Source organism: Amphritea sp. HPY, from assembly GCF_050870985.1.
Taxonomy (GTDB): domain Bacteria; phylum Pseudomonadota; class Gammaproteobacteria; order Pseudomonadales; family Balneatricaceae; genus Amphritea.
Map to the genome: position 1 here is coordinate 666,647 of NZ_CP194015.1, position 22,090 is coordinate 688,736.

At 50.6% G+C, this 22,090-nt stretch carries 17 protein-coding genes; 12 read left to right on the forward strand and 5 right to left on the reverse strand.

The features are described from left to right. Positions 1-37: 37 nt before the first annotated feature. Positions 38-2,491, forward strand: coding sequence for a bifunctional diguanylate cyclase/phosphodiesterase (locus tag ACQUQM_RS02735; protein ID WP_432472947.1), 2,454 nt, complete (start codon positions 38-40; stop codon positions 2,489-2,491). Between the two features lie 377 nt (positions 2,492-2,868). On the opposite strand, the gene ACQUQM_RS02740 is transcribed toward ACQUQM_RS02735, so the two are convergent. The 3 genes from ACQUQM_RS02740 to ACQUQM_RS02750 are packed head-to-tail and all read right to left on the reverse strand — an operon-like array spanning position 2,869 to position 7,474. Then, the gene (locus ACQUQM_RS02740) at positions 2,869-5,757 is read right to left on the reverse strand and encodes an EAL domain-containing protein (protein ID WP_432472948.1); all 2,889 of its coding nucleotides are present in this window, start codon (positions 5,755-5,757) and stop codon (positions 2,869-2,871) included. A gap of 51 nt (positions 5,758-5,808) precedes the next feature. Next, positions 5,809-7,011 (reverse strand): hypothetical protein, encoded by a 1,203-nt coding sequence (locus ACQUQM_RS02745; protein WP_432472949.1) that lies wholly within the window; start codon positions 7,009-7,011, stop codon positions 5,809-5,811. Continuing rightward, the gene (locus ACQUQM_RS02750) at positions 6,992-7,474 is read right to left on the reverse strand and encodes a hypothetical protein (RefSeq protein ID WP_432472950.1); all 483 of its coding nucleotides are present in this window, start codon (positions 7,472-7,474) and stop codon (positions 6,992-6,994) included. The genes ACQUQM_RS02745 and ACQUQM_RS02750 overlap by 20 nt, the downstream gene beginning before the upstream one ends. 350 nt (positions 7,475-7,824) lie before the next feature. On the opposite strand from ACQUQM_RS02750, the gene moaA reads away from it, so the two are divergent. The 3 genes from moaA (at position 7,825) to ACQUQM_RS02765 (ending at position 9,985) form a co-directional block, all read left to right on the forward strand. Then, on the forward strand, positions 7,825-8,823 hold the full coding sequence (gene moaA / locus ACQUQM_RS02755) for a GTP 3',8-cyclase MoaA (RefSeq protein WP_432472951.1): 999 nt from the start codon (positions 7,825-7,827) through the stop codon (positions 8,821-8,823). 105 nt (positions 8,824-8,928) lie between these two features. Beyond that, on the forward strand, positions 8,929-9,612 hold the full coding sequence (locus tag ACQUQM_RS02760; protein ID WP_432472952.1) for a Crp/Fnr family transcriptional regulator: 684 nt from the start codon (positions 8,929-8,931) through the stop codon (positions 9,610-9,612). 10 nt (positions 9,613-9,622) lie between these two features. After that, positions 9,623-9,985 (forward strand): putative zinc-binding protein, encoded by a 363-nt coding sequence (locus ACQUQM_RS02765; RefSeq protein ID WP_432472953.1) that lies wholly within the window; start codon positions 9,623-9,625, stop codon positions 9,983-9,985. A gap of 41 nt (positions 9,986-10,026) precedes the next feature. On the opposite strand, the gene ACQUQM_RS02770 is transcribed toward ACQUQM_RS02765, so the two are convergent. Continuing rightward, complete coding sequence (locus ACQUQM_RS02770) at positions 10,027-10,881, reverse strand: LysR substrate-binding domain-containing protein (RefSeq protein ID WP_432472954.1); 855 nt, start codon at positions 10,879-10,881, stop codon at positions 10,027-10,029. Between the two features lie 162 nt (positions 10,882-11,043). On the opposite strand from ACQUQM_RS02770, the gene ACQUQM_RS02775 reads away from it, so the two are divergent. Beyond that, positions 11,044-12,252: an MFS transporter gene (locus ACQUQM_RS02775; protein ID WP_432472955.1), complete on the forward strand. Its 1,209-nt coding sequence runs from the start codon at positions 11,044-11,046 to the stop codon at positions 12,250-12,252. 155 nt (positions 12,253-12,407) lie between these two features. On the opposite strand, the gene ACQUQM_RS02780 is transcribed toward ACQUQM_RS02775, so the two are convergent. Further along, positions 12,408-14,663, reverse strand: coding sequence for a hypothetical protein (locus tag ACQUQM_RS02780; RefSeq protein ID WP_432472956.1), 2,256 nt, complete (start codon positions 14,661-14,663; stop codon positions 12,408-12,410). Between the two features lie 519 nt (positions 14,664-15,182). On the opposite strand from ACQUQM_RS02780, the gene ACQUQM_RS02785 reads away from it, so the two are divergent. From ACQUQM_RS02785 to ACQUQM_RS02815, 7 genes are all read left to right on the forward strand, one after another. Continuing rightward, a complete protein-coding gene (locus tag ACQUQM_RS02785) occupies positions 15,183-17,015 on the forward strand; it encodes an ABC transporter ATP-binding protein (RefSeq protein ID WP_432472957.1) in 1,833 nt (610 codons plus the stop codon). An 81-nt stretch (positions 17,016-17,096) separates the two neighbouring features. After that, positions 17,097-17,828, forward strand: coding sequence for an ABC transporter permease (locus ACQUQM_RS02790; protein ID WP_432472958.1), 732 nt, complete (start codon positions 17,097-17,099; stop codon positions 17,826-17,828). Positions 17,829-17,868: 40 nt separating this feature from the next. Next, the gene (locus ACQUQM_RS02795) at positions 17,869-18,783 is read left to right on the forward strand and encodes a DMT family transporter (RefSeq protein WP_432472959.1); all 915 of its coding nucleotides are present in this window, start codon (positions 17,869-17,871) and stop codon (positions 18,781-18,783) included. Positions 18,784-18,797: 14 nt separating this feature from the next. After that, complete coding sequence (locus tag ACQUQM_RS02800) at positions 18,798-19,115, forward strand: TfoX/Sxy family DNA transformation protein (RefSeq protein WP_432472960.1); 318 nt, start codon at positions 18,798-18,800, stop codon at positions 19,113-19,115. 106 nt (positions 19,116-19,221) lie between these two features. After that, complete coding sequence (locus ACQUQM_RS02805) at positions 19,222-19,851, forward strand: LysE family translocator (protein WP_432472961.1); 630 nt, start codon at positions 19,222-19,224, stop codon at positions 19,849-19,851. Between the two features lie 500 nt (positions 19,852-20,351). Then, positions 20,352-21,383 carry an NAD(P)H-dependent flavin oxidoreductase gene (locus ACQUQM_RS02810; protein WP_432472962.1) on the forward strand — a complete coding sequence of 344 codons (1,032 nt, stop codon included), beginning with the start codon at positions 20,352-20,354 and terminating at the stop codon, positions 21,381-21,383. Between the two features lie 123 nt (positions 21,384-21,506). Continuing rightward, positions 21,507-21,989 carry an FKBP-type peptidyl-prolyl cis-trans isomerase gene (locus ACQUQM_RS02815; RefSeq protein ID WP_432472963.1) on the forward strand — a complete coding sequence of 161 codons (483 nt, stop codon included), beginning with the start codon at positions 21,507-21,509 and terminating at the stop codon, positions 21,987-21,989. Positions 21,990-22,090: the final 101 nt, after the last annotated feature.

The following is a 22,090-nucleotide window of genomic DNA, read 5'->3' on the forward strand; positions in this document are numbered from 1 at the left end:
AGATTTAGCCATGTTTCTGAATTGAGTCAATCTCGTTATGAAGCTGCGTACCAAGTTACCACTCGTTGTCGTACCGCTGATTGCCGGGCCTTTGCTGCTGGTCGGTTTGCTGGCATATATCGAACTTAAAAACAGTTCTGAAAACACAGGTCGTCAGCAAGTTGATACACTGATAGAGCAGTTCGATAATCAGCTGCAGCAGACAATCGCTTCAGCTAAGGCCAATGTATCAATCTTTTCTGATGATCTGCTGCTCAAGAACTATCTGTTAACCGAGGATGCCGAAGAGCGCTATGGCTTGCTGCAACGGCCACTGCAGAAGAAGCTGTTAACTATTCAGCGGGTGTATCCCGAGTATTACGAAATTCGGGTTTTACTGCCGGATGGCTATGAAGATCTGCGCCTGGTAAACCGGGATCTGCCGAACCTGATTGAAGAGGAGGCCAGTAGCCCAACTTTTCAAGCCATGCGTTCTGTAGAGCAGGATACCTTAGCCCAGGTCGGTATTAACCCAGATAACGGAGCGTTGGCGCTTTATGTTTCTTGTCAGATCCGTTTAGTTAATATTGCAGTGGACTCGTTCAGGGCAGCCCCTAAATTGCGTGGATACCTGAGTCTCACTATCAGCCTGCAACGGTTGATCGATGCTTTGAGTCCTTCTCCCTGGCCGCAGGGGGGGATTATACTGACGGATACCTCAGGTGCTATATTAGCCGCCTCAAAGGAGCTTGATACGCCACAGTTATTGGCGGACTACGATCTGGCCCAAAATATTATACAGCAGGCTGATATGAGCCTGCCTCTTCTGAATAATCAGCAATATCATCATCACAGTCGGCGACTGCAAGAGGGACTGTGGGTTCATATGCTGTTTCCGCAAAGTGAATTGCTTAAGGATTCCAGGGATATAAGCCAGCTGGTGCTGATCGTCTGTCTTGCCGCAATAACATGTTCTATACCATTACTTTTGTTTTTACTGCGCAGACAGTTTTTAAAGCCGGTAGAAAATCTGAACCAGGCGTTAGCCAGTTTGGGAGAGCAGCAGCAACTGGTTCAGGTTGCGGTACAAAGTGATGATGAAATTGGCGAGCTCAGTCACTCCTTCAATAATATGAGCCTGGCGCTGAATGAATCAAATGAGAAGATTCGCAATCTGGCGTTCAGTGACAGCCTGACCGGGTTACCTAATCGACTGATGTTCGCAAAAAATCTGCGTCGGGAAATTGAAACTGCCCGTCGTAGCAAAGGCAGCCTGGCTTTGCTGTTTATTGATCTGGATAATTTTAAACATATTAACGATACCCAGGGGCATCAGGCCGGTGATCAGCTATTGGTGAAAGTAGCCGATATTATTCAGGCCAATCTGCGTGGCTATGATTCTCTGAGTCGTGTTGTCGGTGGCGATGAGCTCCTCAGCGTGGCGCGTCTTGGTGGCGATGAGTTCACCTTGCTGCTGCAACATCTGGATACAGAGTTGATGGCCGGTCAGGTTGCCGATCGGCTTATCCGCGCGATATCTGAGCCCATCGATGTTCTTGGCAAGCCTTGTTACATCGGTTGCAGTATTGGTATAGCGACCTACCCAAATGATGGTAATACCGGTGAAGATCTGATTAAACACGCGGATATGGCGATGTATCAGGCGAAAATGCGGGGTAAGGGCAATTATCAGTTCTTTTCGAATACTATTGCCACGCTATCGGAGCAGCGGGTTTTTCTCGATCAACGTTTGCATCAGGCAGTGGATGAGCTTAATTTTGAGCTGCATTATCAACCTATTATTGACAGTAAGACACAGGAAATAGTGTCCGTAGAAGCGTTAATTCGCTGGAATGATGCACAGTTGGGGGCGGTGCCGCCGGATCAGTTTATTCCACTGGCCGAGGAGAATGGCCTGATCTTAGCAATTGGGGCGTGGGTGATGGAGGAAGCTGCGCAACAGCAGAGTGTCTGGAAAAAATCCAACCTTCCCTGTCTGAAAATTGCGATTAACGTATCCAGCATACAACTCAACCAACCGGATTTCGCCCAGCAGATGGCCGACTTGTTGATTAAATATAAATTATCAAAGGATGACCTGTATGTTGAGTTGACGGAAACAGCACTGTTGCAAGGGGAGGGGTTGGCTTTGGATAATCTGCACAAAATGCATCAGCTAGGCATCAGCATTGCCCTGGATGACTTTGGTACCGGTTATTCTTCGCTGAGTTATCTGCAAAATCTACCCATCGATATTCTAAAAATTGATCGTAGCTTTATTATGAATCTGCAGGAGCATAACAACGGCGTTATTCTCTCCGCCATTATCACGATGGCCCATGCTTTAGGTATGAAAGTGGTTGCTGAAGGTGTGGAAGATCATCAGCATCTGGCTTTTCTGGATACTGAAGGTTGCGATCTGTTACAGGGGTATCTGTTTAGTCGACCTTGTCCAGCCCGTGAGATCGAACAGCTGCTAGAAAAGTCTCCGCTGTTACCTGCTCTGGCATAGACTGCTTTCAGGCTTCTTCGTTTTCTGGATTTACAGCTTTATCCGGCTGCAGCAGATGGACTTGGTTGCGTCCGGATTTTTCTCTTTCTAGCAGGCGGGATCGGCTTGCTGGAGAACGCCCGTCATGCTGGTAAAGCTGTTATCTTTTCCAGTTAATTACATGCTATGAACGCTTATTTTGGTGATTTATTGCTTAAATACTGATTGAGAGTGAAGGGGAGAAGCGTGCTCGCTTTATCTATTGGGGTATGACTATTTTCGCTTTCAGTTGTTGCTTCATAAACGACTTAAATTAACTCCGGCTGCGCTTTGTTAAACAATATTTTTAGTTTGTTTGGCTCCAGCGGATGGTGCCTGAGTAATAGTTCAGAAGGTTTTCAGTTCGGATGGGTAACCGCTTTAGGGTGCTTACCGTCCAGCCTGGCAGTAATTGTTGCCTGATCTTCGATTACAGGGGTCGGCCTGCCGATCAGGTAGCCCTGGGCATAGCGGACCCCCAGTTGTTGAAGTGTTTGCATTATTTCCGGGGTTTCGACAAATTCACCAATGGTCAGCATGTCGAAGCCTTTAACCATTTCGGTCAGGCAGCGGACAAAGGTTTGCTCCTGTGGGCTGTCAACGATCTCGCGGATATAGGAACCATCCAGTTTGACGTAGGTCAGCGGCATCTGTTTGAGATAACTGAAAGAGGAAAAGCCGACGCCGAAATCATCCAGCGCTATTTTGCAGCCATGTTCAGCTAGGGTTCTCAGGATTGCCTGGGCTGATTCAAAGTCTTCCAGGAAAGCCGTTTCGGTTATCTCTATGATCAGCTGTTCGGGTGGGATGCTGTATGACGCGCATAAGGTCAGGAACAGGCTAATGAAGTCGGGTGACTGAATACTCGGTGCCGAGATATTAACCGCCAGGCTGATCGGCTGATCAGGGCAGACCCGGTTATGCTGCGCCAGGTATTCCATGGTCTGGGTCAGTACCCATTTATCGATATTCCAGATCAGTCCGGTGCGTTCCGCGACCGGGATAAAGTCGCCCGGCAGAATGATCTCACCATCGGGCATCTGTATCCTTAGCAGGACCTCATAGTGACAGACCTTACGGGTATTAATATTCAGAATAGGCTGGAACCAGAGCCGGAACAGGTCGTCGTTAAACGCCAGGCGAATTTTCTCCTGCCAGCTGACATCAGACTGGATACGGTGAATGATCGCTTCGGTCGAATCGTACAGGTGCCAGCGTCCCTGGCCGCTCTGTTTGGCGTGATACATCGCCATGTCGGCACTGGCCAGCAACTCTTCATCGCTGCTGCCGTGATCCGGATACATAGCGCAACCGATACTGCAGCTGAAGTGTTGTTGACCACCGTGGTTGATACTGACCTCTGTGTTGAGAAAATCACTCATCTTAGCCATAACTTTGGAGGCTTCAATTTTGTCTGCGCGAGGTAACAGGATAGTAAATTCATCGCCCCCAAGGCGGGCAACGAAGTCGGTACCGCGAGTATTTTTTTGCAGTATACGGGCAATTTTTCTCAGTACCTGATCGCCCACGCCATGCCCGGCAGTATCGTTGATCGATTTGAAACGATCGACATCGATGAATAGCAGGGCGCCACTCCAGCCATTATTCAGTGCTTTGCTCAGGTGGTTCTGAAAATCCCGGCGGTTGTGCAGGCCGGTCAGGGTGTCGTGGCTGGCCAGCCAGGTCAGTTTATGCTCGGCTTCCATGCGGTCGGTCAAATCCATTCCCACCGAAAGAATGGATTGCTCACCGTTATCATCCTCAATCAGGGAGTGCATCCAGGTGATATATCTCAAGGTACCGTACCGATCATGAAGTTGTGCTTCATGCTGAAATACCGATAGCTCTTTACGGCTTAGTAGCAGTACTTTATCGAGATAGTCATCCGGCAGGGAGTCTTCCTTATGCAGACTGAGGAATGAGTCAGTGTGTAGCGGATCTTGTTCCCGGTGTGTCCAGCGGGTCATCTGCCGACCCCAGTGGTTCATCGTATGTATCTGGCCGTTACCGGCCTGGGTGATAATGATCAGTGGTGCGGTGTCCAGTAGCTGAGCCATAAACTGGCGGGCTCTGATCTGTTCGGTCATTTGCTGTTCCAGCCGCTCAGCGTGTTGCTTTACTTCGCGCTGTAACACTTCAAATTCATCCGATACCTGCAACACAGTATTTTCAAGCAGATCCAGTTCATCCTTTAGCCTGTTATTTTCAGAACAGTGGATGATATGACGTACCGCATCAAATTTATGTTCGGATAACAGCGGCAGGGCTGCAGCGAGTCGATGCAGGCGCCGGGTTGGCCGCCATATAAGCAGCAACAGGAATAGTTCTGACAGCACTAAACCACTGATACCGGAAAGTACGCCGTTGCGAATGGAGCTATGCAGAGCTTCTTCTTCTGCAGTTATATCAGTCAGCGAGAGAATGATGGGCGGGTTGCCGATGCTATTTTGTTGGGGGTTAGCAATGCGATGGATCCGATAGGGAACGTTAGAGTCTGTTTTTAAGCGGATATTACCTGGCTCGGACAGAAGCGCCATGCTCTGTTTTATCAGCGGGTTCAGAGTATTGAATTGGCTTAACGCCCAGATACTCATTCCCCAGGTTGGCAGGTTCCGGTTTTCATTAATAACCTGTCCTGGTTTAAGAATGGCCAGGCTCCTGCCTGTGAGTGAATTAAAGCGGGTCACCAGGCTGGCGATGCTCTGACCGATAGCGATCACTCCCTGGGAACCGTCACTGAGAATAAAAGGCTCGATAACGAATAAAGTACATTGCGTATCGCAGAGTGTCAGGCGGGCGGGTTGTTCAACGGCTGCGGCTTGTATCACCTGCTGCCTGATAAGTTGAATCTGCGATTCTCTGACCTGGTGTTCCGTATGATAGCCGCCGCGATTTTGCCCGCTAGCATCAAACAAGTGCAGGTAATGGATATCGAGATCCAGAGATAAGGTTTGCCAGTGAGCCTGCAATGCCTTCTCAAGTGCTGACTGATCCTGTTTCTGCAGCGATTGCTTAATGTTTTCCATGTTCGGGATCAGCTGGGCCATCTGCTGCATATGCTGGTAGGAGTTGGCCAGCAGTTCGGAAATCGCCAGGTCATCCTGGGTATTTGCGCTGGAAGCACGCACTTCAGCCTGCTGCAGCAGTGTATAGGTGTACAGCATTACCATTGAAGTGCAGATGCACAGCAATATGGCACTGAGGAAAGTCACCGCTTTCCACTTAATGCTGAAACCGATTTTATTCATCTGTTATTCGGGTTGTAACCCTCTCCTGCTTCGAAGACTGCTTAATTTGGTTTAAAAGCTATAGACCAGTTGTAATACCAGCATCTGCCATTTTTCATTTCTTTCTGGCAATGATGGGTTATCGCTTTTCGGCAACCATAAAGTTCCCCGTGTATCATGAATTTCACCGCGTATCAGCCAGTTATCGGCAAAATCCCAGCGTCCTCCGAGTACTGTGTTTTTACCAAAAGCGATATGAGCCGCACCGAAAAGTGGTTGGTAGAACTGTGTACCATCAGGGTCTTTGGTATCAAGGGTTTGTTCTTCATAGCGCAGATAAACCGTGAGATCGGAATTGATCCGGTAGTCGCCCTGTATATAGAAGGCCTCGGTATTGCTGAAACGATCGGGTAAAACGCCAAACGCCGTCACCTCATTATCCGCGGTGAGGTATTCAGCTGTAAGGGACCACTTTTCAAGGTTGTACTGAACCGAATACAGCAGCATGTCGGATGCCACGTGACCGGCGCTGAATGGGTCGAACGATCCTGGTTGGTAATCGAATTCGGGATGGGCATAAGTCAGTGCCAGACGCAGGCTACCCCCCATGTTCTCGTACAATAATCGGGCGCCCCGCATGGTGGCGTCATCGAATTGTCCGGGCAGGTCCTGTTGCAGAACATAATATTCCATCTCTACGTCGGTCTCGGTCTGGCCACTGTACAGATCGAAGCTGAGACTTCCCCAGTCCCGGTTCAGGTTGCTGTAGAAGTTACCACCATCGGTCGAAATCAGAGAGTTGCGCAACTGCTCAAAATAGATCGAAGAGGGCACCGATACACCGGATCGGGCATTAGGAATGTCCCGGGTCAGGTTATAAAAGCCGTAGGGGGTTTTGGTACGCCCGAGGCGGATACCGCTGCGCCAGCCATTCTCATCGAATAAGTTATAGTCCATCAGGGCATAGTCCAGATGCGGACTGCCGTCATTGGTTTTACCGGCCTTGCGGGAGATAACCTGAGCGGCAAAGTGCAGATCGGGGGTTGCTTCATGAATAATATTTATGCCGGCTTCGCGGAAGTCAAAACTGCCATCTTTTGACTGGCCGAAATAATTGTTGCCATCGGTGCTGATATAACTCTGGCTGACAAAGCCATGTACTTCAGTGCTTTCGGTCAATTCAAAAGCGGATATCTGAATACTCAAGAAAGCCGATGCCAGGGCACACGCTTTGAGGATGAAGCCGGTAAACGTGTTATTGAATCTCAATAACATGGCTTGCTCCTTTATCTGTTGCTGCATTGATATAGCCTATAGCGCCGGGCGTCGAACTGACCGCCTCAATCATTGCTTGTTCTGATTCGACTTCCGTGGGCGCCCTGCCGGTACCGGAATACATCAACCGTTGCCAGACCCGTTCCAGCTGATAAGGGTAAGTTTTGAGAACCTGAATAGCAAAGCCCCGATGTTGTGGATGCTTTGATGGCAGGACAAAGACCTTGATACGGCTGCCGTCTGGCCAGCTACGGGTTTTCATGCCGTAGATAGCCCATAAACTTTGTGGGGATAGTTGTACGGAGGATTGATCCGAATGGACGATTACATGCGATGACTCAGCCCGGGCTTTGTTATCGGGTAACAGGCATAGCAACATCATAAACCCGGTTAAAAACCAGGATCTATGATCAGCCAAGCATTGCCGAATCACGCCCATGACCCCCCCATATTCTGAATCCACTTAAATACCTGATTCAGAACTCTTCTCTGATCAATAAAGGGAACAGAATCCTTTTAGCCCAGATTAGAAAGGTTTTACTCAGAGGTAAATTAAAACCCGCCTTATGGATGCCCATTATGAGGATGTTAATAACCTTGGTAATAAGTGGTTTTTCTGCAGGAGTGTAATTAGTCCCTTTTGTTAATGTTGATCCATATCATGAAAGTACCTTTCAGATGGTGGTGACAGGGTCGGTCTACCTCTTATTACTCCTTAATAGGTATATTGGCAGGTTCAGAGTTTGACATAATCGGCTAATCACCCGTATTGCGGGATAATCACTGCTTTAATTCAGGGCTGCAGGAGGCCGGATGACTACCCAGAATATACTGACCGACAGCTTTGGCCGGACGATCGATTACCTGCGACTTTCGGTAACCGATCGTTGCGACTTTCGTTGCGTGTACTGCATGTCTGAGGATGTTCGTTTTCTGCCCCGGGCCCAGGTACTGACGCTTGAGGAACTAGCGACGCTAGGTCAGGCCTTTACCGAACTGGGGGTCAAAAGAATCCGCCTGACCGGAGGTGAACCGCTGGTACGGCGGGATATCGTCTCACTTGTTTCAAGAATCGCGGTATTGCCGGGCCTCAATGAAGTTACCCTGACCACCAACGGCTCTCAGCTGCAGGAGTTTGCCAAACCGCTGCAGCAAGCCGGACTGAAGCGATTGAACATCAGCCTGGATACATTGCAGCAGGATCGTTTCAGTTCTTTAACCCGGCGCAATAAGCTGGATCAGGTGCTGGCCGGAATCGATGCTGCAGTTGCGGCTGGTTTCGAACGAATCAAATTGAATGCTGTAATTCTCAAGGGCCGCAATGATGACGAAATCGTGCCGCTGGTCGAGTATGCCCGTGAGCGTGGTATCGATATCAGTTTTATCGAAGAGATGCCTTTAGGACAGATTACCGAACATGACCGGGCAGCGACCTATTGCTCAAGCGATGAGGTGCAGCGAGTTATATCGCAACAGTATCCTTTGGTGGCCAGCACCGAAGCGACAGGTGGACCGTCGCGTTATTTCCGCATGGCTGATTCTAAAAGTCGGGTTGGGCTGATCTCCCCTCATAGCCATAATTTCTGTGGTGCCTGTAACCGGATCCGGATTACGGTGGAAGGACAGCTGCTGCTTTGCCTGGGTCGGGAAAATGCAGTCGATCTGCGTGCCATATTACGGCGCTACCCTGGCGATACTGAGCCCTTGAAACAGGCGGTAGTAGAGGCTTTGCAATACAAGCCTGAACGCCATCGTTTTGATGTCGAAGATGAGCCACAGATAGTGCGCTTCATGAATATGACTGGCGGTTGAGGTGAGTATTCCAGTGAACAACTTTGGTCGTAATAGCTGTGATCTCAATATCGGTGTTCGCAATACCTGTGATTACAACACCAATGCATATACCCAGGAGACGCTATGAGTCAGCCGGTATCCGAATATGGCTATAAATTAGCCCGTAAAAATGTCCTGTTTCAGATGCTGGAAGATGATGTATTCAGCTGGTTGCTTGAGAATGCCCGGCAGCTGACCCTGAATAAAGGGGATAGCTTGTTCTCCCAGGGAGAGAAGGCTGATCGCTTTTATCTGGTAACCAGTGGCCGTATTAAGTTATTTCATCTGTCTGTCGACGGCCAGGAAAAAGTTGTCGAAGTGATCAGTGAAGGGGATACCTTTGCCGAAGCGGTAATGTTTATGGAGCAGGGTAAATACCCGGTGCATGCAGAAGCTCTGGGGCCTGCCCAACTGATTGTATTTAATAACCGTGACTATAAAGCGATTCTGCAGGACTCCAGCGACAGTTGTTTTCGTCTGATGGCGAACATGGCTCGTCGCTTGCACCTGCGGCTGAGCGAGATCGAGACCCTTACCGTACAGAACGCCCGCCATCGGGTGGTGCGTTTTTTGTTGGGACAGCTTGAACAAACAAAAGGTACTTTGATTGAGCTGCCGATGGCTAAGCGCCTGGTCGCTTCCCGTTTAGCGATGCAACCGGAGACGTTTTCCCGGGTGATTCATGACCTGAAAGAGCAAGGTATTCTGGATGTGCAGGGGCGTAACTTGCATGTTTGTGATGTTAAGGCTTTGAAATCATTCAATTAATATTCAGGTAATGATGAAAGCGAAATCTCTGCCACTGGTATATTCCTGCTCTGGTTGCTCCAATGTGGCGCAACTGGCGAATGATGTCGCTCTGCATATCGATCAGAGCGGCAGAGCTGAGATGTCCTGTATCGCTGGGGTCGGTGGTGGTGTTCCTGCGCTGGTTAAAATTGCACGCTCTGGCCGACCGGTCATCGCAATCGATGGTTGCCAGCTGCACTGCGCAGAAGCCTGCCTGAAGAATGCCAATGTGAACCCCGATCACCATATCCGCCTATATGATCTTGATTATAAGAAGCGGAAGAAGCAGAAAGCCTCGCAGGCCCAGTTTATCGAGGTCGTTGAACTGCTGGAAAACCTCCTTCCCCAATAATCTGTTTCTATCTGAATGGATTATCCCATTCTGTTTGAAGTTCAGTTATTTCCGAATAGCGGACTTTCTTCGATTGTTTGTGCCAGGCGTCGGGTTGCTTCATTTATCCGGGCTGCGGTAAACACTGCGACCTCTGTTTCCGGCAGAGCGGGCAGATCCTCCTCAATTACCACCAGATCCTCTTCCAGGGTATGCCGTGGGATAATGCCAACGCCGATACCGGCCCGTACTGCTGCCAAAACACCTGCTCGACTTTGGCTGGTGAAAGCAATTCGGTAAGGCCTGGCCGATTGTTCCAGCGCCTTGCGGGCATAGTTTCTGTGATAGCAGCCCTCATCAAATACTGCCAATGGCAGGGTCGCCTGCTGATGGACATTATGGTCTTTAGCGCGAACCCAGACCAATTCATCCCGCCGCAGTCGTATGCCACCACCGGAATTTGCGGGCATCTCTACCAGTGCGATATCAATCTTTCCCTGTTCCAGCATGTCGGTCAGATAGTGCGGCCGGTGGTCACAGAACACTTCTAACTGTGCCTCCGGGTAGCTCAGGATAAAGGCTTTCAGCAGGGGCGTCAGGGTTCTGCTGGCATACTGATCGTGGGTGCCGAGGCGAACCTGCCCACTGATATCAATATTCTGAAACGAACCGACAATCTGATCGTGCAGGTTAAGCAGTTGCTGGGCGTGGGATTTCAGTTGCATACCTGTAGCGGTCAATCTGACGCCGTGCTGGCCCCGCTCCATCAGCGGGTTAGCAACCAGATCTTCTAATCTGTTCAACTGCATGCTGATGGTTGAAGGGGCTTTGTGCAGCTGATTTGCCGCTGCAGTGAGGTTAAGTGTTTCAGCAACGACCATAAAGGTTCGTAACAGGGCAATTGGCAGATCACGCATATGTCAGAATTCACTTAAATTGAATGTAGGCGTCAATATTTATCGATTTACCGAATAAAGGCAAGTGCCTAGGATAGCCAGTCCGGGCTTCAGGCCGGTATTTCCAGGATCCCGAAAAAATAATTTCTTGAACAGTGACCCGACAGTCATGGAGAGTGTTTGATGCGAATGACCACCACCTTTGGAATAAACCAGATAATCAGCCACGGTTTCGGCGTATTCCTGTTCGCAGCTCTGGTGCCGATGATGCGGGAGTCGATCGCGATCAGCCACTGGCATCTGGCGGCGATCGGTGCGTTGACCCAGTTATCTTATCTTGGTGGGGCGATGCTGCTGGGGCTGATCGGACACCGTATCGATTCCGGACGGCTGGTGCTGATTACCGGTTCTGTAACCAGTTTGTTGCTGTTTGCCATGGCGACCCTGGATGAGCCGATGGCGGTTTTACTGGTGCTGACCTGTATGGCCGCCAGTGCTGCGATCAGTTGGGGTGCCATAATTGAGCTGATAACCCGATATGCGCGTCCAGCATTTTGTTCGACCTGCTTATCCAGTGCCTCCAGCGGCACGGCCTGGGGCTACGGCCTGAACGGTTTGCTTATTTTGCTGGTGGTGCCGCTGCTGGGCTGGCGCAGCAGCTGGTTGCTGGCCGGAATGTTGGGGACTGTTACCGTTATTCTGACTTTATTACTGTTGAAAAATCTTAAACAGCGTGCGGTCACTAATTCGACAGAAGCAACTGCAGCCCTGTCGGCACGGCAATTGTTTCGTACTATCGTGCAGGAGCGTGCGGCGTTCTTCGCTTGCCTGATCTGTTTCATGGTCGGTTTTGCAACGATGCCGTTCTCGACCTGGCTGAATACCTACCTGGCGGAATTAATGCTGCCTCCTGCGCTCGGTGGCTATACATGGACGATAGCAGGCGTTACCGGCATGGCGGCCGGCTTTTTGTCGGGTAAGCTGGCCGATAGCAAAGGGCATGGTGTAGCGCTGTTGATCGTATTTGCGGGTTTTGCCCTGGGCTTGCTCGCATTTGTCTACGATCCTGCTTATTTTGCGGTGTTTGCCGGGTTTGGCTACGGCCTGATGTATTTCCCTATGTGGGGGATTATTGCGGGCTGGGTTAACCAGCATTACTCCTCTACAGCGACGATGCAGATAAACGGTATCGGCATGGTCACCTTCGGCCTGGGTGGCGCACTGGGTAATCTTATGGCGGGATTTATACAGGATATCAGCGGCAGCCTGGCGGGGGTCTATTGGGTAATCACAACCGATGCACTGCTGTTGGTTGCAGTCGCAGTGTATATCCTGATGACGGAATCAAAACGGGCGCATGCTAAGGAAAATCAACTTGCCGGTAGTTGTTAGAGGTAGTTGTAATAGGTAGTTGTTAGAAGTGGTTGCTAGAGGTCGTTGTAATAGGTAGTTGTTAGAAGTGGTTGCTAGAGGTCGTTGTCACAACAGAAAGCTGTTCAGGATAGTCGTGGCAGAGAGTAACGGCTATTGCCTGAGGAGTTCTGTCTCTATCTGCCCGGCTCTTTCTTTGCCCTGTCCAGTTGCAGGCTTATCTCAGCATACATTCGTTTCAGCCGTTTATTCTCCTGTTCCAGTTCGGTCAAGTCCCGGGTGGTCTGCTGTTTAGCCATTTGGTGTTCCAGGGTCTCTCTGTATTGCTGGGCCTTTAGCCGGTACTGATGGATATCCTGATAGCGCTGATCAAGCCGGTCCAGCAGCTGTTCAATCTCCTGTTGCTGTTGGCTGACGGCGCGTTCCAGTTCTGTGATCTGGGAGTGCAACATATCGATAGTCTTATCTTTCTCTCCGCCTGAAGCTGTCTTTTCAGCGGCCTTAAGTTCACTGGATATATGATGGAATACGGCCTGCAGTTCGTTGGACTCCTTCGTGCTGTAATGAACATGATTCTTTATGGCACTGTGAGAGCTGGCAGCGCCAATGGATCCGGCCAGCTCATGCTCGATCATCCTGTGGTATTCGACCAGTTCGATAATGTTGATCTGTTCTTTATCATATATCTGCAAATTGGCTTCGATATGTCGCAACAGGTTGATCGCTTTCTTCCGGCGCAGGTAGCGACTAAGTAACTGCAGGGCTTCTTCCCGTTTGTCTTCAAGGAGGATGTGATCATCCAGTCCGATCGGACGCACTGTCCGCTCCGGGGCGATCTCACTGCTGAACAGTTGCATAAACTCCTCTGTCAGGTTGCGTTCTTCCTTGTGGGGGCTAATAAATATAGACAGAGTGATATACAGCAGAGTGTTTATGCCCAGTGAAAATAGCAGGCCGTGCGCTGTGTTATCCAGGCCGGTAAGGCCTAGCAGGCCATCGGGTCGTAACCAGCCGATTCCGAAAGGACCATTAAGCAGTACCTCCGGTTGCAGGCTGTATTGTTGCAACAGGATAGGTAGTAGCAGGGTATAGAACCAGATCAGTAAACCCGCCAGCATGCTGCAAAGGGCTGCCCGAAAGTTTCCACGCTGCCAGAACAGTCCACCGAACAGTGCAGGTACCACTTGCAGCATGGCAGTAATAGCCAGGGTGCCGATAGACAGCAACAGATAGGAGGCGGTCAGGATTGTAACAAACAGGTAGGCCATCACTATCACCAGAAATGCAGCCAGCCAGCGAACCTGGAGCAGATAACCGCGCAGCCAGGACAATCGATTCCAGTGTTCTGCGGCGGGTAGCACCAGGTGGTTGGTTACCATAGTGGAGACCGTTGTAGTGGTGATTATCACCATGCCAGAAGCCGCTGCAAACCCTCCGATAAAGGTGCCCAGGGCCAGCAGGCTGTTACCGGATTGCAGGGGCAGCAATAACATTGTCATATCCGCCTGCTGTGGCGTTATGCCTTGTAATACGCCTGCAGCGGCGATGGGCCCTATAAACAGGGAAAACAGAAACAGGTAAAAGAAGAGGATTATTGCTGCGGGTTTGATATCTTTCTGACTGGCGTTTTCTACTACCGCGATATGGAACTGGCGGGGCAGCATCAGTATTGAGAAAAAACCGATAACAAACAAAGAAAGCATGGCTGAGGTACGTTGCTGCTCGGGTCCCAGCCCCTTGATATGCTGCAGCCTGTTCAGGTCCAGCTGATTAAATATATCGCCGAAGCCCTGATACAGCCCGAATGTGACAAAGATCCCCACCGCCAGCATCGCCGCCAGCTTTATTATGCACTCCATGGCCAGTACGACCAGCATGCCATAATGATGTTCGGTTGGGTCAAGGCGGCGGATACCGTAGAGGATAGTGAAGAGGAGCAGGATCAGGCTGCTGCCAATACCGATAAGGTTGATTTTTTCACTATCAGCCGGGGTTGAGGTGAGCACGCCGATCGACTCAACGATGGCTTTAATCTGCAAGCCGATATAGGGCACGCTACCCAGTACTACAATCAGGGTCACCAGTGCTGCCAGCGTGCGTGAGCGGTTATATCGGGCGGCGATCAGATCCGCAAGGCTGGTGATATGCAACGCTTCCTTGACCTGGACCATACGGCGCAACAGTACCCACCACAGCGCAATACAGCAGTAACTGCCCAGTTCTATCATCACAAACAAAAAACCGTGGCTGGCTGCGTAGCCAACATTGCCATAAAACCCCCACGAAGTCTGGTAGACCCCCATCGAGATGGCATAGATCCATAGATAATAGTTGTGTAGCCGTTGCTGATGACGTTCAGCTTTGGTTGCAACGGCGAACAACAGTGCCATATAGAGGCAGATGACGAGAAATACTGTGAGTACGCTGAACATAGGCGGCGTGGTACCCAGTTCGGGTTTAGTGACCGGCAATATTGGAGTTAAGTATAGCAGTGGGGGGAGGGGATCAGTTGCCAGAACCGCCGAACAAGTTCGGCTCGCTAGAACGGCGCTGCGCGCCTTGTTAGTCGCTAGAAAAAACGTAAAAGCCCTCTTAAAAAGCACCGAGGTACAACATGCTCAGGTTCGTTGTAAGATGGTAGGTTGGTCTGAGCATAGCGAAGCCCAACAGGTTTTAAGGTTTTTCTAACTAGAACAAGCGGGAGGTATTCTATTAATGTAATCTTTTGTATCACACTCCTTACTTTGTAATATTTGTAGGTTGGGGCAGCGAAGCGTAGCCCGCTATCCGGTGGCGGGATGGAAACGGATGAGAGTGGATATTGGCTTTATCTCAGTAGGACAGTAAATATAACCTTAGGCGTCCGGGCTGAGTTTAGTTACTATCCACAGCAGTAGGAGTTGTAATTTTTTCATCCGCTGTGGCGTGCAGCGGATTCAGCGGAAAGTAAGATGCTTAATTTTTTCGAACGCCTGATCCCCCCATTCGTAAAAGCCCAGCCAGAGCAGCCACCCGGGGGGCTATACGCTTTTTGTCGTCACTATACCCGGGGCATGGAGCTGCCATTGCTGTTAATGACGCTTTGTTCGTCGGGGTTGGCAATTACCGAAGTCTATCTGTTTGGCTTTCTCGGACAACTTGTCGACTGGTTGAGCACTAAGCAGCCGGAAACCTTATGGCAGCAGGAGGGGGATACCCTGATCGGGGTCGGTCTGTTACTGCTGGTCGGGTTGCCGTTGCTGGTTTTACTGCATTCTGTGATTGTGCATCAGGCGCTGCTGGGAAACTTTCCGATGTCGATTCGCTGGCTGGCACACCGTTATCTGCTGCGCCAGAGCCTGGCTTTCTATCAGAATGACTTTGCCGGACGAATTGCTACTAAAGTGATGCAAACTTCACTCGCGGTCCGCGAGGCGGTGATGAAGTTGCTGGATGTTCTGGTCTACGTCGCGATCTATTTTATCTCGATGCTGGTGTTAGTCGCGCAAGCGGATATACGTCTGATGTTGCCGCTACTGGGCTGGTTGCTGGTGTATATCGGGTTGATGAGTTACTTCGTGCCGCGTCTTAAACGCATTGCCTCTTTACAGGCGGATGCCCGCTCCTCGATGACCGGCCGAATGGTCGATAGTTATACTAATATTTCCACCGTTAAGCTGTTCTCCCACAGCCAGCGGGAATCCGACTACGCCCGCGAGAGTATGGATGAGTTTCTCGATACGGTATATCGGCAGATGCGTCTGGCGACCGGTCTGAATGTGATGGTGCAGAGCCTGAATTATGTGCTGGTGTTTTTTGTCGCGGCCACTTCAATCTGGCTGTGGAGCGATAGCCTTGTGACGGTCGGCGCTATCGCTATAGCGATCAGCCTCGCGTTGCGGCTTAACGGTATGTCGCAATGGATTATGTGGGAAGTGAGTATGCTGTTTGAGAATATCGGTACTGTAAACGATGGCATTACAACGTTGTCGCAGCCATTGGACGTGGTGGATGAGCCCGATGCAAAAGACCTTAACGTCAGTGCCGGTGAGATCCGTTTTGAGCAGATGGATTTTCACTACGGTAAAGACAGTGGCGTAATCGATGCCCTGAATCTGATGATCAAACCGGGCGAAAAAGTGGGCTTAGTCGGCCGCTCCGGGGCCGGTAAATCGACCCTGGTTAACCTGTTGCTGCGCTTTCACGATCTGGCCGACGGCAAAATTCTGATCGATGGTCAGGATATCAGTAAGGTTCGGCAGGAAAGTTTGCGGGCTCAGATAGGGATGGTGACCCAGGATACTTCCCTGCTGCATCGCAGTGTGCGGGATAATATTCTATACGGACATCCGGATGCCAGCGAGGCTGAGGTTATTGCTGCTGCCAGGCGGGCAGAAGCCCATGAATTTATTCTCGAGCTGAGTGATCCGCAGGGGCGTACCGGCTACGATGCCCAGGTTGGTGAACGGGGCGTGAAACTGTCTGGAGGCCAGCGTCAGCGTATCGCGATAGCCCGGGTTATCCTGAAGAATGCACCGATTCTGATTCTTGATGAAGCAACATCTGCACTGGATTCGGAAGTCGAGGCGGATATTCAACGCGGCCTGTCTAACCTGATGAAGGGGAAGACCGTGATCGCTATTGCGCACCGCTTATCGACCATTGCGGCAATGGATCGATTGATCGTGCTGGATCAGGGGCAGATCGTGGAGCAGGGGACGCATCAGGAGCTGATCCACAGCGGTGGTATCTACGCCCAGTTGTGGGCCCACCAGTCTGGTGGCTTTATCGGCGTGGAAGCTTAAGGGCAAGATCAGGAAAAGCGCTTAGACTGTAACAGTTAAGTATTAAACTGTTCTGTTAATAGTCCTGCAAGGGAGTTTCTAATGGCGACTATATCCTGGCTATCACTGGCCTGGTGCGCTTTACCCGTATTGCTTATTGCAGCTATCTATATGAGCTGGGCTGGTAATGTTTCTGAGATATTACTGGCCAGTGCGCGGATGACTCTGCAACTGGTGGGTGTCGGGTACGTACTGGTGGCACTGTTTGAAAACCCTTCGCCGTGGATTACGCTGGCTGTACTCACAGTGATGATCTGTGCGGCCAGCTGGATAGCGATCCGGCCGGTCAGTCACCACAACGGTTTTCTTCGACCCGCGGTTATTGCCCTGGGAGTGTCGGTGGCGCTGCACCTGACGATATCGTTGCTGTTGGTACTGGAGGTAGAAAGCTGGTACGAACCGCGGGTGATTATCCCGCTGGCAGGAATGTATTTTGCCAATACCATGAATGCGATCAGTCTGGCGGCGGAGCGTTATCATGCAGAACTTCATGAAGGCAAAGATGAGAAAAAGGCCCGTTTAACCGCCTTTAAAGCGGCGATGATTCCGCAGATCAATACCCTGATGGCAGTTGGATTGGTGGCGCTGCCAGGTATGATGACCGGACAGATCCTGTCCGGAGTATCGCCACTGATTGCAGTGCGTTACCAGATCATGATTATGACCATGATTCTCGGAGCTGGCGGACTGGGTGCAGCCCTTATGCTGTGGCAACTGGGGCGGCACTATATTCGGCAGCCGATGGTGGTCAGAAACAGATCGGATGCTGAGTGATGATAGCGGTTCATTTAAAATCTGAAGGTAGTCGTGATTCATGAAAGTAACGCCTGTAAAAACCACTATATTCACCCTGTTTGCCCTACTGGCATTTGCCGGCAACTCTGTACTCTGTCGCATGGCCCTGGGTGAAGAGGTCATCGATGCGGCTAGCTTTACGGTTATCAGATTGTTATCCGGTGTTCTGGTATTACTGATTATCACGGCACTCATGGCAAAAGGACCTGATGTTAAACCGGGAGCTGAATCTGGTGTCGGGAAAACGTCGAAAGGTAGCTGGCTGGCAGGCTTTATGCTGTTTCTTTATGCCCTGACATTTTCATATGCTTATGTTTCTTTAGATACCGGCACCGGAGCGCTGATTCTGTTTGGTGCAGTTCAGATTACGATGATCCTTATAAGTCTGTTCAGGGGTACCCGGCTACATTACTCGGAGTGGCTGGGGATGACTGTTGCCTTCGCCGGCTTTGTCTATCTCGTGGCGCCTGCGGTAAATACACCGTCACTGACCGGCTTTATCCTGATGACCGTAGCGGGAATCGCCTGGGGAGGCTACACCCTGAAAGGCCGGGGCTCGGTAAATCCACTTGCCGATACGCATTATAATTTCCTGCGCACAATTCCTTTTATCCTGATCGTTGCGGTGCTGGCTTTTCAGAATATTGATATCAGCCTGAAGGGGCTGGTACTGGCGGTATTGTCGGGTGCCGTTGCATCCGGTATCGGCTATGCCGTCTGGTATCAGGCGCTACGCGGGTTATCCGCGACCCAGGCAGCGGTATTACAACTGCTGGTGCCGGTGATTGCCGCCGCTGGCGGGGTTATCTTTACCGATGAGTCGATTTCATTGCGTTTTATTATTGCCTCAGTATTGGTTTTGGGCGGGATAATGATGGTGGTCTTAGGCCGTTATTATCTGACTCGCGCAAAAATTGACAAGGTGAGTGTCTGATCATGAAGAGCGGTTTGAATAAAAGTACGTCCAGTGATCTTGCAGCCCTCAGAGGTTTAGGCAAAGTGTCCGCCGGATGGCTGATTGAAGCAGGTATTTCCAGCGCTGAAGAACTGGTTGAGGTGGGGGCGGTGCGGGCGTATCTGCGGGTACACTCTTTGCCTGGTATTAACTCTGGAGTAAAGCCGGGAATGAACCTGTTGTATGCGCTGGTCGGAGCAATTGAAAACCGGCCATGGCAAGAGGTTGCCCGCATAGAAAAAGGCCGCTTGTTGAGTGAGCTTGAGAGCTATAGGGAGATGGATCGGTTGTTTGACGGTAGCGGGTCATAGCCGTCGGTAGTGCTGCAAATTTCTCTGGAGCAGCTCCCTGTAGCAGTGACTTCGGCTGAGTTAAGCGTTATCTTGATCTCCTTTTTCGTACAGAATTGAGCTTATTATGGAACTTCAGCTACTACTGACCTATCTGGTGGCTATCACCTTGCTTACCATTACACCGGGTGTGGATACCATGATTATGATCCGCAATAGTGCCCGCGGTGGCTGGCAGGATGGAGTGGCTACCAGCACCGGAATTTGCTCAGGACTGTTCTTGCACGCGGCGGTTTCGGCCATGGGGATCTCGGTTATTCTGCTGCAATCCGCCTATGCGTTCAGCGCATTGAAGCTGGTGGGTGCCTGCTACCTGATCTGGCTGGGCGGCAATAGCCTGTATGCCCTGTTGAAGGGGCGGGGCGCTTTTCATATTGGTCCGGCTCAGGCCGGCAAGTTTAAACTGCGCCGGTCATTGCGCGAAGGTTTTCTTTCAAATGCGCTGAATCCGAAGACGGCACTTTTCTACATGGCGTTTCTGCCACAGTTTATTGATCCTGCCGGTTCTGCACTGCTGCAGTCGCTGTTTCTTGCAGGTTTACATTTTATTATCGCTATGATCTGGCAGACGCTGCTGGCAGTCGGAGTTAACCGGGCTAAAGACTGGCTGCAAAGACCCCGTGTCAGCCAATGGTTTAATGGCCTTACCGGCAGCGTGCTGGTATTTCTTGGATTGAAACTGGCTACTAGCGAGTAAGTTGAATTTAAAGGAAATAATGGAATGAACATTCAACAATTATTTGGTATTGAACTGCCAATTATTCAGGCACCCATATTAGCCGGTGTACAGGGTAGTAGACGGATAAGAGTATGATTAGTCAGGTTTTAAAGGGGTATGGAATGAACATTCAACAGTTATTTGGCATTGAGTTGCCGGTTATTCAGGCACCCATATTAGCCGGTGTACAGGGTAGTAGACGGATAAGAGTATGATTAGTCAGGTTTTAAAGGGGTATGGAATGAACATTCAACAGTTATTTGGCATTGAGTTGCCAGTTATCCAGGCACCCATATTAGCCGGTGTACAGGGCAGTAAACTGATAAGAGTATGATTAGTCAGGTTTTAAAGGGGTATGGAATGAATATTCAACAGTTATTTGGCATTGAGTTGCCGGTTATTCAGGCACCCATATTAGCCGGTGTACAGGGCAGTAAACTGATAAGAGTATGATTAGTCAGGTTTTAAAGGGGTATGGAATGAACATTCAACAGTTATTTGGCATTGAGTTGCCGGTTATCCAGGCACCGATGGCCGGCGTTCAGGGCAGTGAGTTAGCGATTGCTGTATCTGAAGTGGGGGGGCTTGGCTCCCTGCCATGTGCCATGCTGACGCCGGATGCGATAGTTGCTGAACTGGATAAAATCCGTCAGGCAACGGATAAGCCGGTTAACCTGAATTTTTTCTGTCATACCCCGCCGGGATCTGATCAGCAGCAAGAGCAGCAGTGGCGTAAGGCTTTAAGCTCCTACTATGAAGAGTTTGATATTGATCCTGACAGCATTACTGCCGGTGCTGGTCGTGCGCCTTTCAGTGCAGAGATAGCGGAAGTTGTCGGCCGTTACAAACCTGAAGTGGTCAGTTTTCATTTTGGGCTTCCGTCACCACAGCTACTGCAGCAGGTGCGCAGCTGGGGTAGTAAGATTATCTCCAGTGCGACCACTGTTGCAGAGGCGGTATGGCTGGAACAGCAAGGCGTGGATGCGATTATCGCCCAGGGCCTGGAAGCGGGTGGCCACCGGGGTATTTTTCTGACTAACGATATGACTACCCAGATGGGGACTTTTGCGCTGTTGCCGCAAATTATAGCCGCCGTCGAACTGCCGGTAATTGCTGCCGGTGGTATTGCCGACGCTGGCGGGGTTAAGGCGGCTCTGGCGATGGGGGCAGCCGGGGTGCAGGTAGGCACAGCGTATCTGTTATGCGATGAAGCTAACACCAGCGCAGTGCATCGTGCAGCGCTTGTCTCCGCAGGGGGTGAGCATACCGCACTGACCAATATTTTCTCAGGCGGGCCGGCGCGGGGTATTGTTAACCGTGTTATCCGGGAGCAGGGGCCGATAAGCCCTGATGCCCCTGCATTTCCTCTGGCGACCTCTGCTATAGCACCCTTGCGGGCTGCGGCTGAGGCACAGGGCTACGGTGATTTTTCACCGTTATGGTCGGGTCAGAACAACCGCGGCTGCAAAGCAATTCCGGCGGCTGAGCTGACCTTACAATTAATGGGCTAAAAATTAATGTTATCGGGTTGATATCGCTTCAGTGAACCCCATATCGATAGCATTGTTACTTTTATAAAACCGAGGCCTTTGTCAGTGTCTGCTGTCCCGGTCCTCTCAACTGAGATTTAAATAATGCAAGTTGCTGACAAGAAAATCGTACGGATTCACTACACCCTGAGCAACGTTGATGGCGAAGTGATGGATTCATCTGAAGGCCAGGAGCCGTTGGCTTACCTGCACGGTACCGGCAGCATCGTACCGGGTCTGGAAAAGGAACTGCTGGGTAAGCAGGCTGGCGATAAGGTTAACGTTGAAGTGACGCCTGAAGAGGGTTACGGCGAGCTGAACGCTGAACTGGTTCAGGAAGTTGACCGCGCCGCTTTTGAAGGGGTTGATGATATTCAGGTTGGTATGCGCTTTATGGCTCAGACCGCCTGGGGTGAGCAGCCGGTTATTGTTACTGCAATGACAGAAGAGACCGTTACTGTTGATGGTAACCACCCATTGGCTGGTCAGACGCTGAAGTTTGATGTTGAGCTGGTTGAGGTGCGTGATGCTTCTGAAGAAGAGCTGGAACACGGCCATGCCCATGGTGAAGGTGGCCACCACCACTAAGCTTTAAGGTATACCAGATTAAAAAGGGCGCCTGGCGCCCTTTTTTGTGCCCATAAATAACGGATGGCTCGATCTGATACATTTTCACGGATACAGGGAGA

What these genes read in the sequence shown, in the direction of transcription:
- ACQUQM_RS02735 (WP_432472947.1), top strand. Translation starts at nt 38, where the DNA reads ATGAAGCTGCGTACCAAGTTACCACTCGTTGTCGTACCGCTGATTGCC.
- ACQUQM_RS02740 (WP_432472948.1), bottom strand. Translation starts at nt 5,757, where the DNA reads ATGAATAAAATCGGTTTCAGCATTAAGTGGAAAGCGGTGACTTTCCTC.
- ACQUQM_RS02745 (WP_432472949.1), bottom strand. Translation starts at nt 7,011, where the DNA reads ATGTTATTGAGATTCAATAACACGTTTACCGGCTTCATCCTCAAAGCG.
- moaA (WP_432472951.1), top strand. Translation starts at nt 7,825, where the DNA reads ATGACTACCCAGAATATACTGACCGACAGCTTTGGCCGGACGATCGAT.
- ACQUQM_RS02760 (WP_432472952.1), top strand. Translation starts at nt 8,929, where the DNA reads ATGAGTCAGCCGGTATCCGAATATGGCTATAAATTAGCCCGTAAAAAT.
- ACQUQM_RS02765 (WP_432472953.1), top strand. Translation starts at nt 9,623, where the DNA reads ATGATGAAAGCGAAATCTCTGCCACTGGTATATTCCTGCTCTGGTTGC.
- ACQUQM_RS02770 (WP_432472954.1), bottom strand. Translation starts at nt 10,881, where the DNA reads ATGCGTGATCTGCCAATTGCCCTGTTACGAACCTTTATGGTCGTTGCT.
- ACQUQM_RS02775 (WP_432472955.1), top strand. Translation starts at nt 11,044, where the DNA reads ATGCGAATGACCACCACCTTTGGAATAAACCAGATAATCAGCCACGGT.
- ACQUQM_RS02780 (WP_432472956.1), bottom strand. Translation starts at nt 14,663, where the DNA reads ATGTTCAGCGTACTCACAGTATTTCTCGTCATCTGCCTCTATATGGCA.
- ACQUQM_RS02785 (WP_432472957.1), top strand. Translation starts at nt 15,183, where the DNA reads ATGCTTAATTTTTTCGAACGCCTGATCCCCCCATTCGTAAAAGCCCAG.
- ACQUQM_RS02790 (WP_432472958.1), top strand. Translation starts at nt 17,097, where the DNA reads ATGGCGACTATATCCTGGCTATCACTGGCCTGGTGCGCTTTACCCGTA.
- ACQUQM_RS02795 (WP_432472959.1), top strand. Translation starts at nt 17,869, where the DNA reads ATGAAAGTAACGCCTGTAAAAACCACTATATTCACCCTGTTTGCCCTA.
- ACQUQM_RS02805 (WP_432472961.1), top strand. Translation starts at nt 19,222, where the DNA reads ATGGAACTTCAGCTACTACTGACCTATCTGGTGGCTATCACCTTGCTT.
- ACQUQM_RS02810 (WP_432472962.1), top strand. Translation starts at nt 20,352, where the DNA reads ATGAACATTCAACAGTTATTTGGCATTGAGTTGCCGGTTATCCAGGCA.
- ACQUQM_RS02815 (WP_432472963.1), top strand. Translation starts at nt 21,507, where the DNA reads ATGCAAGTTGCTGACAAGAAAATCGTACGGATTCACTACACCCTGAGC.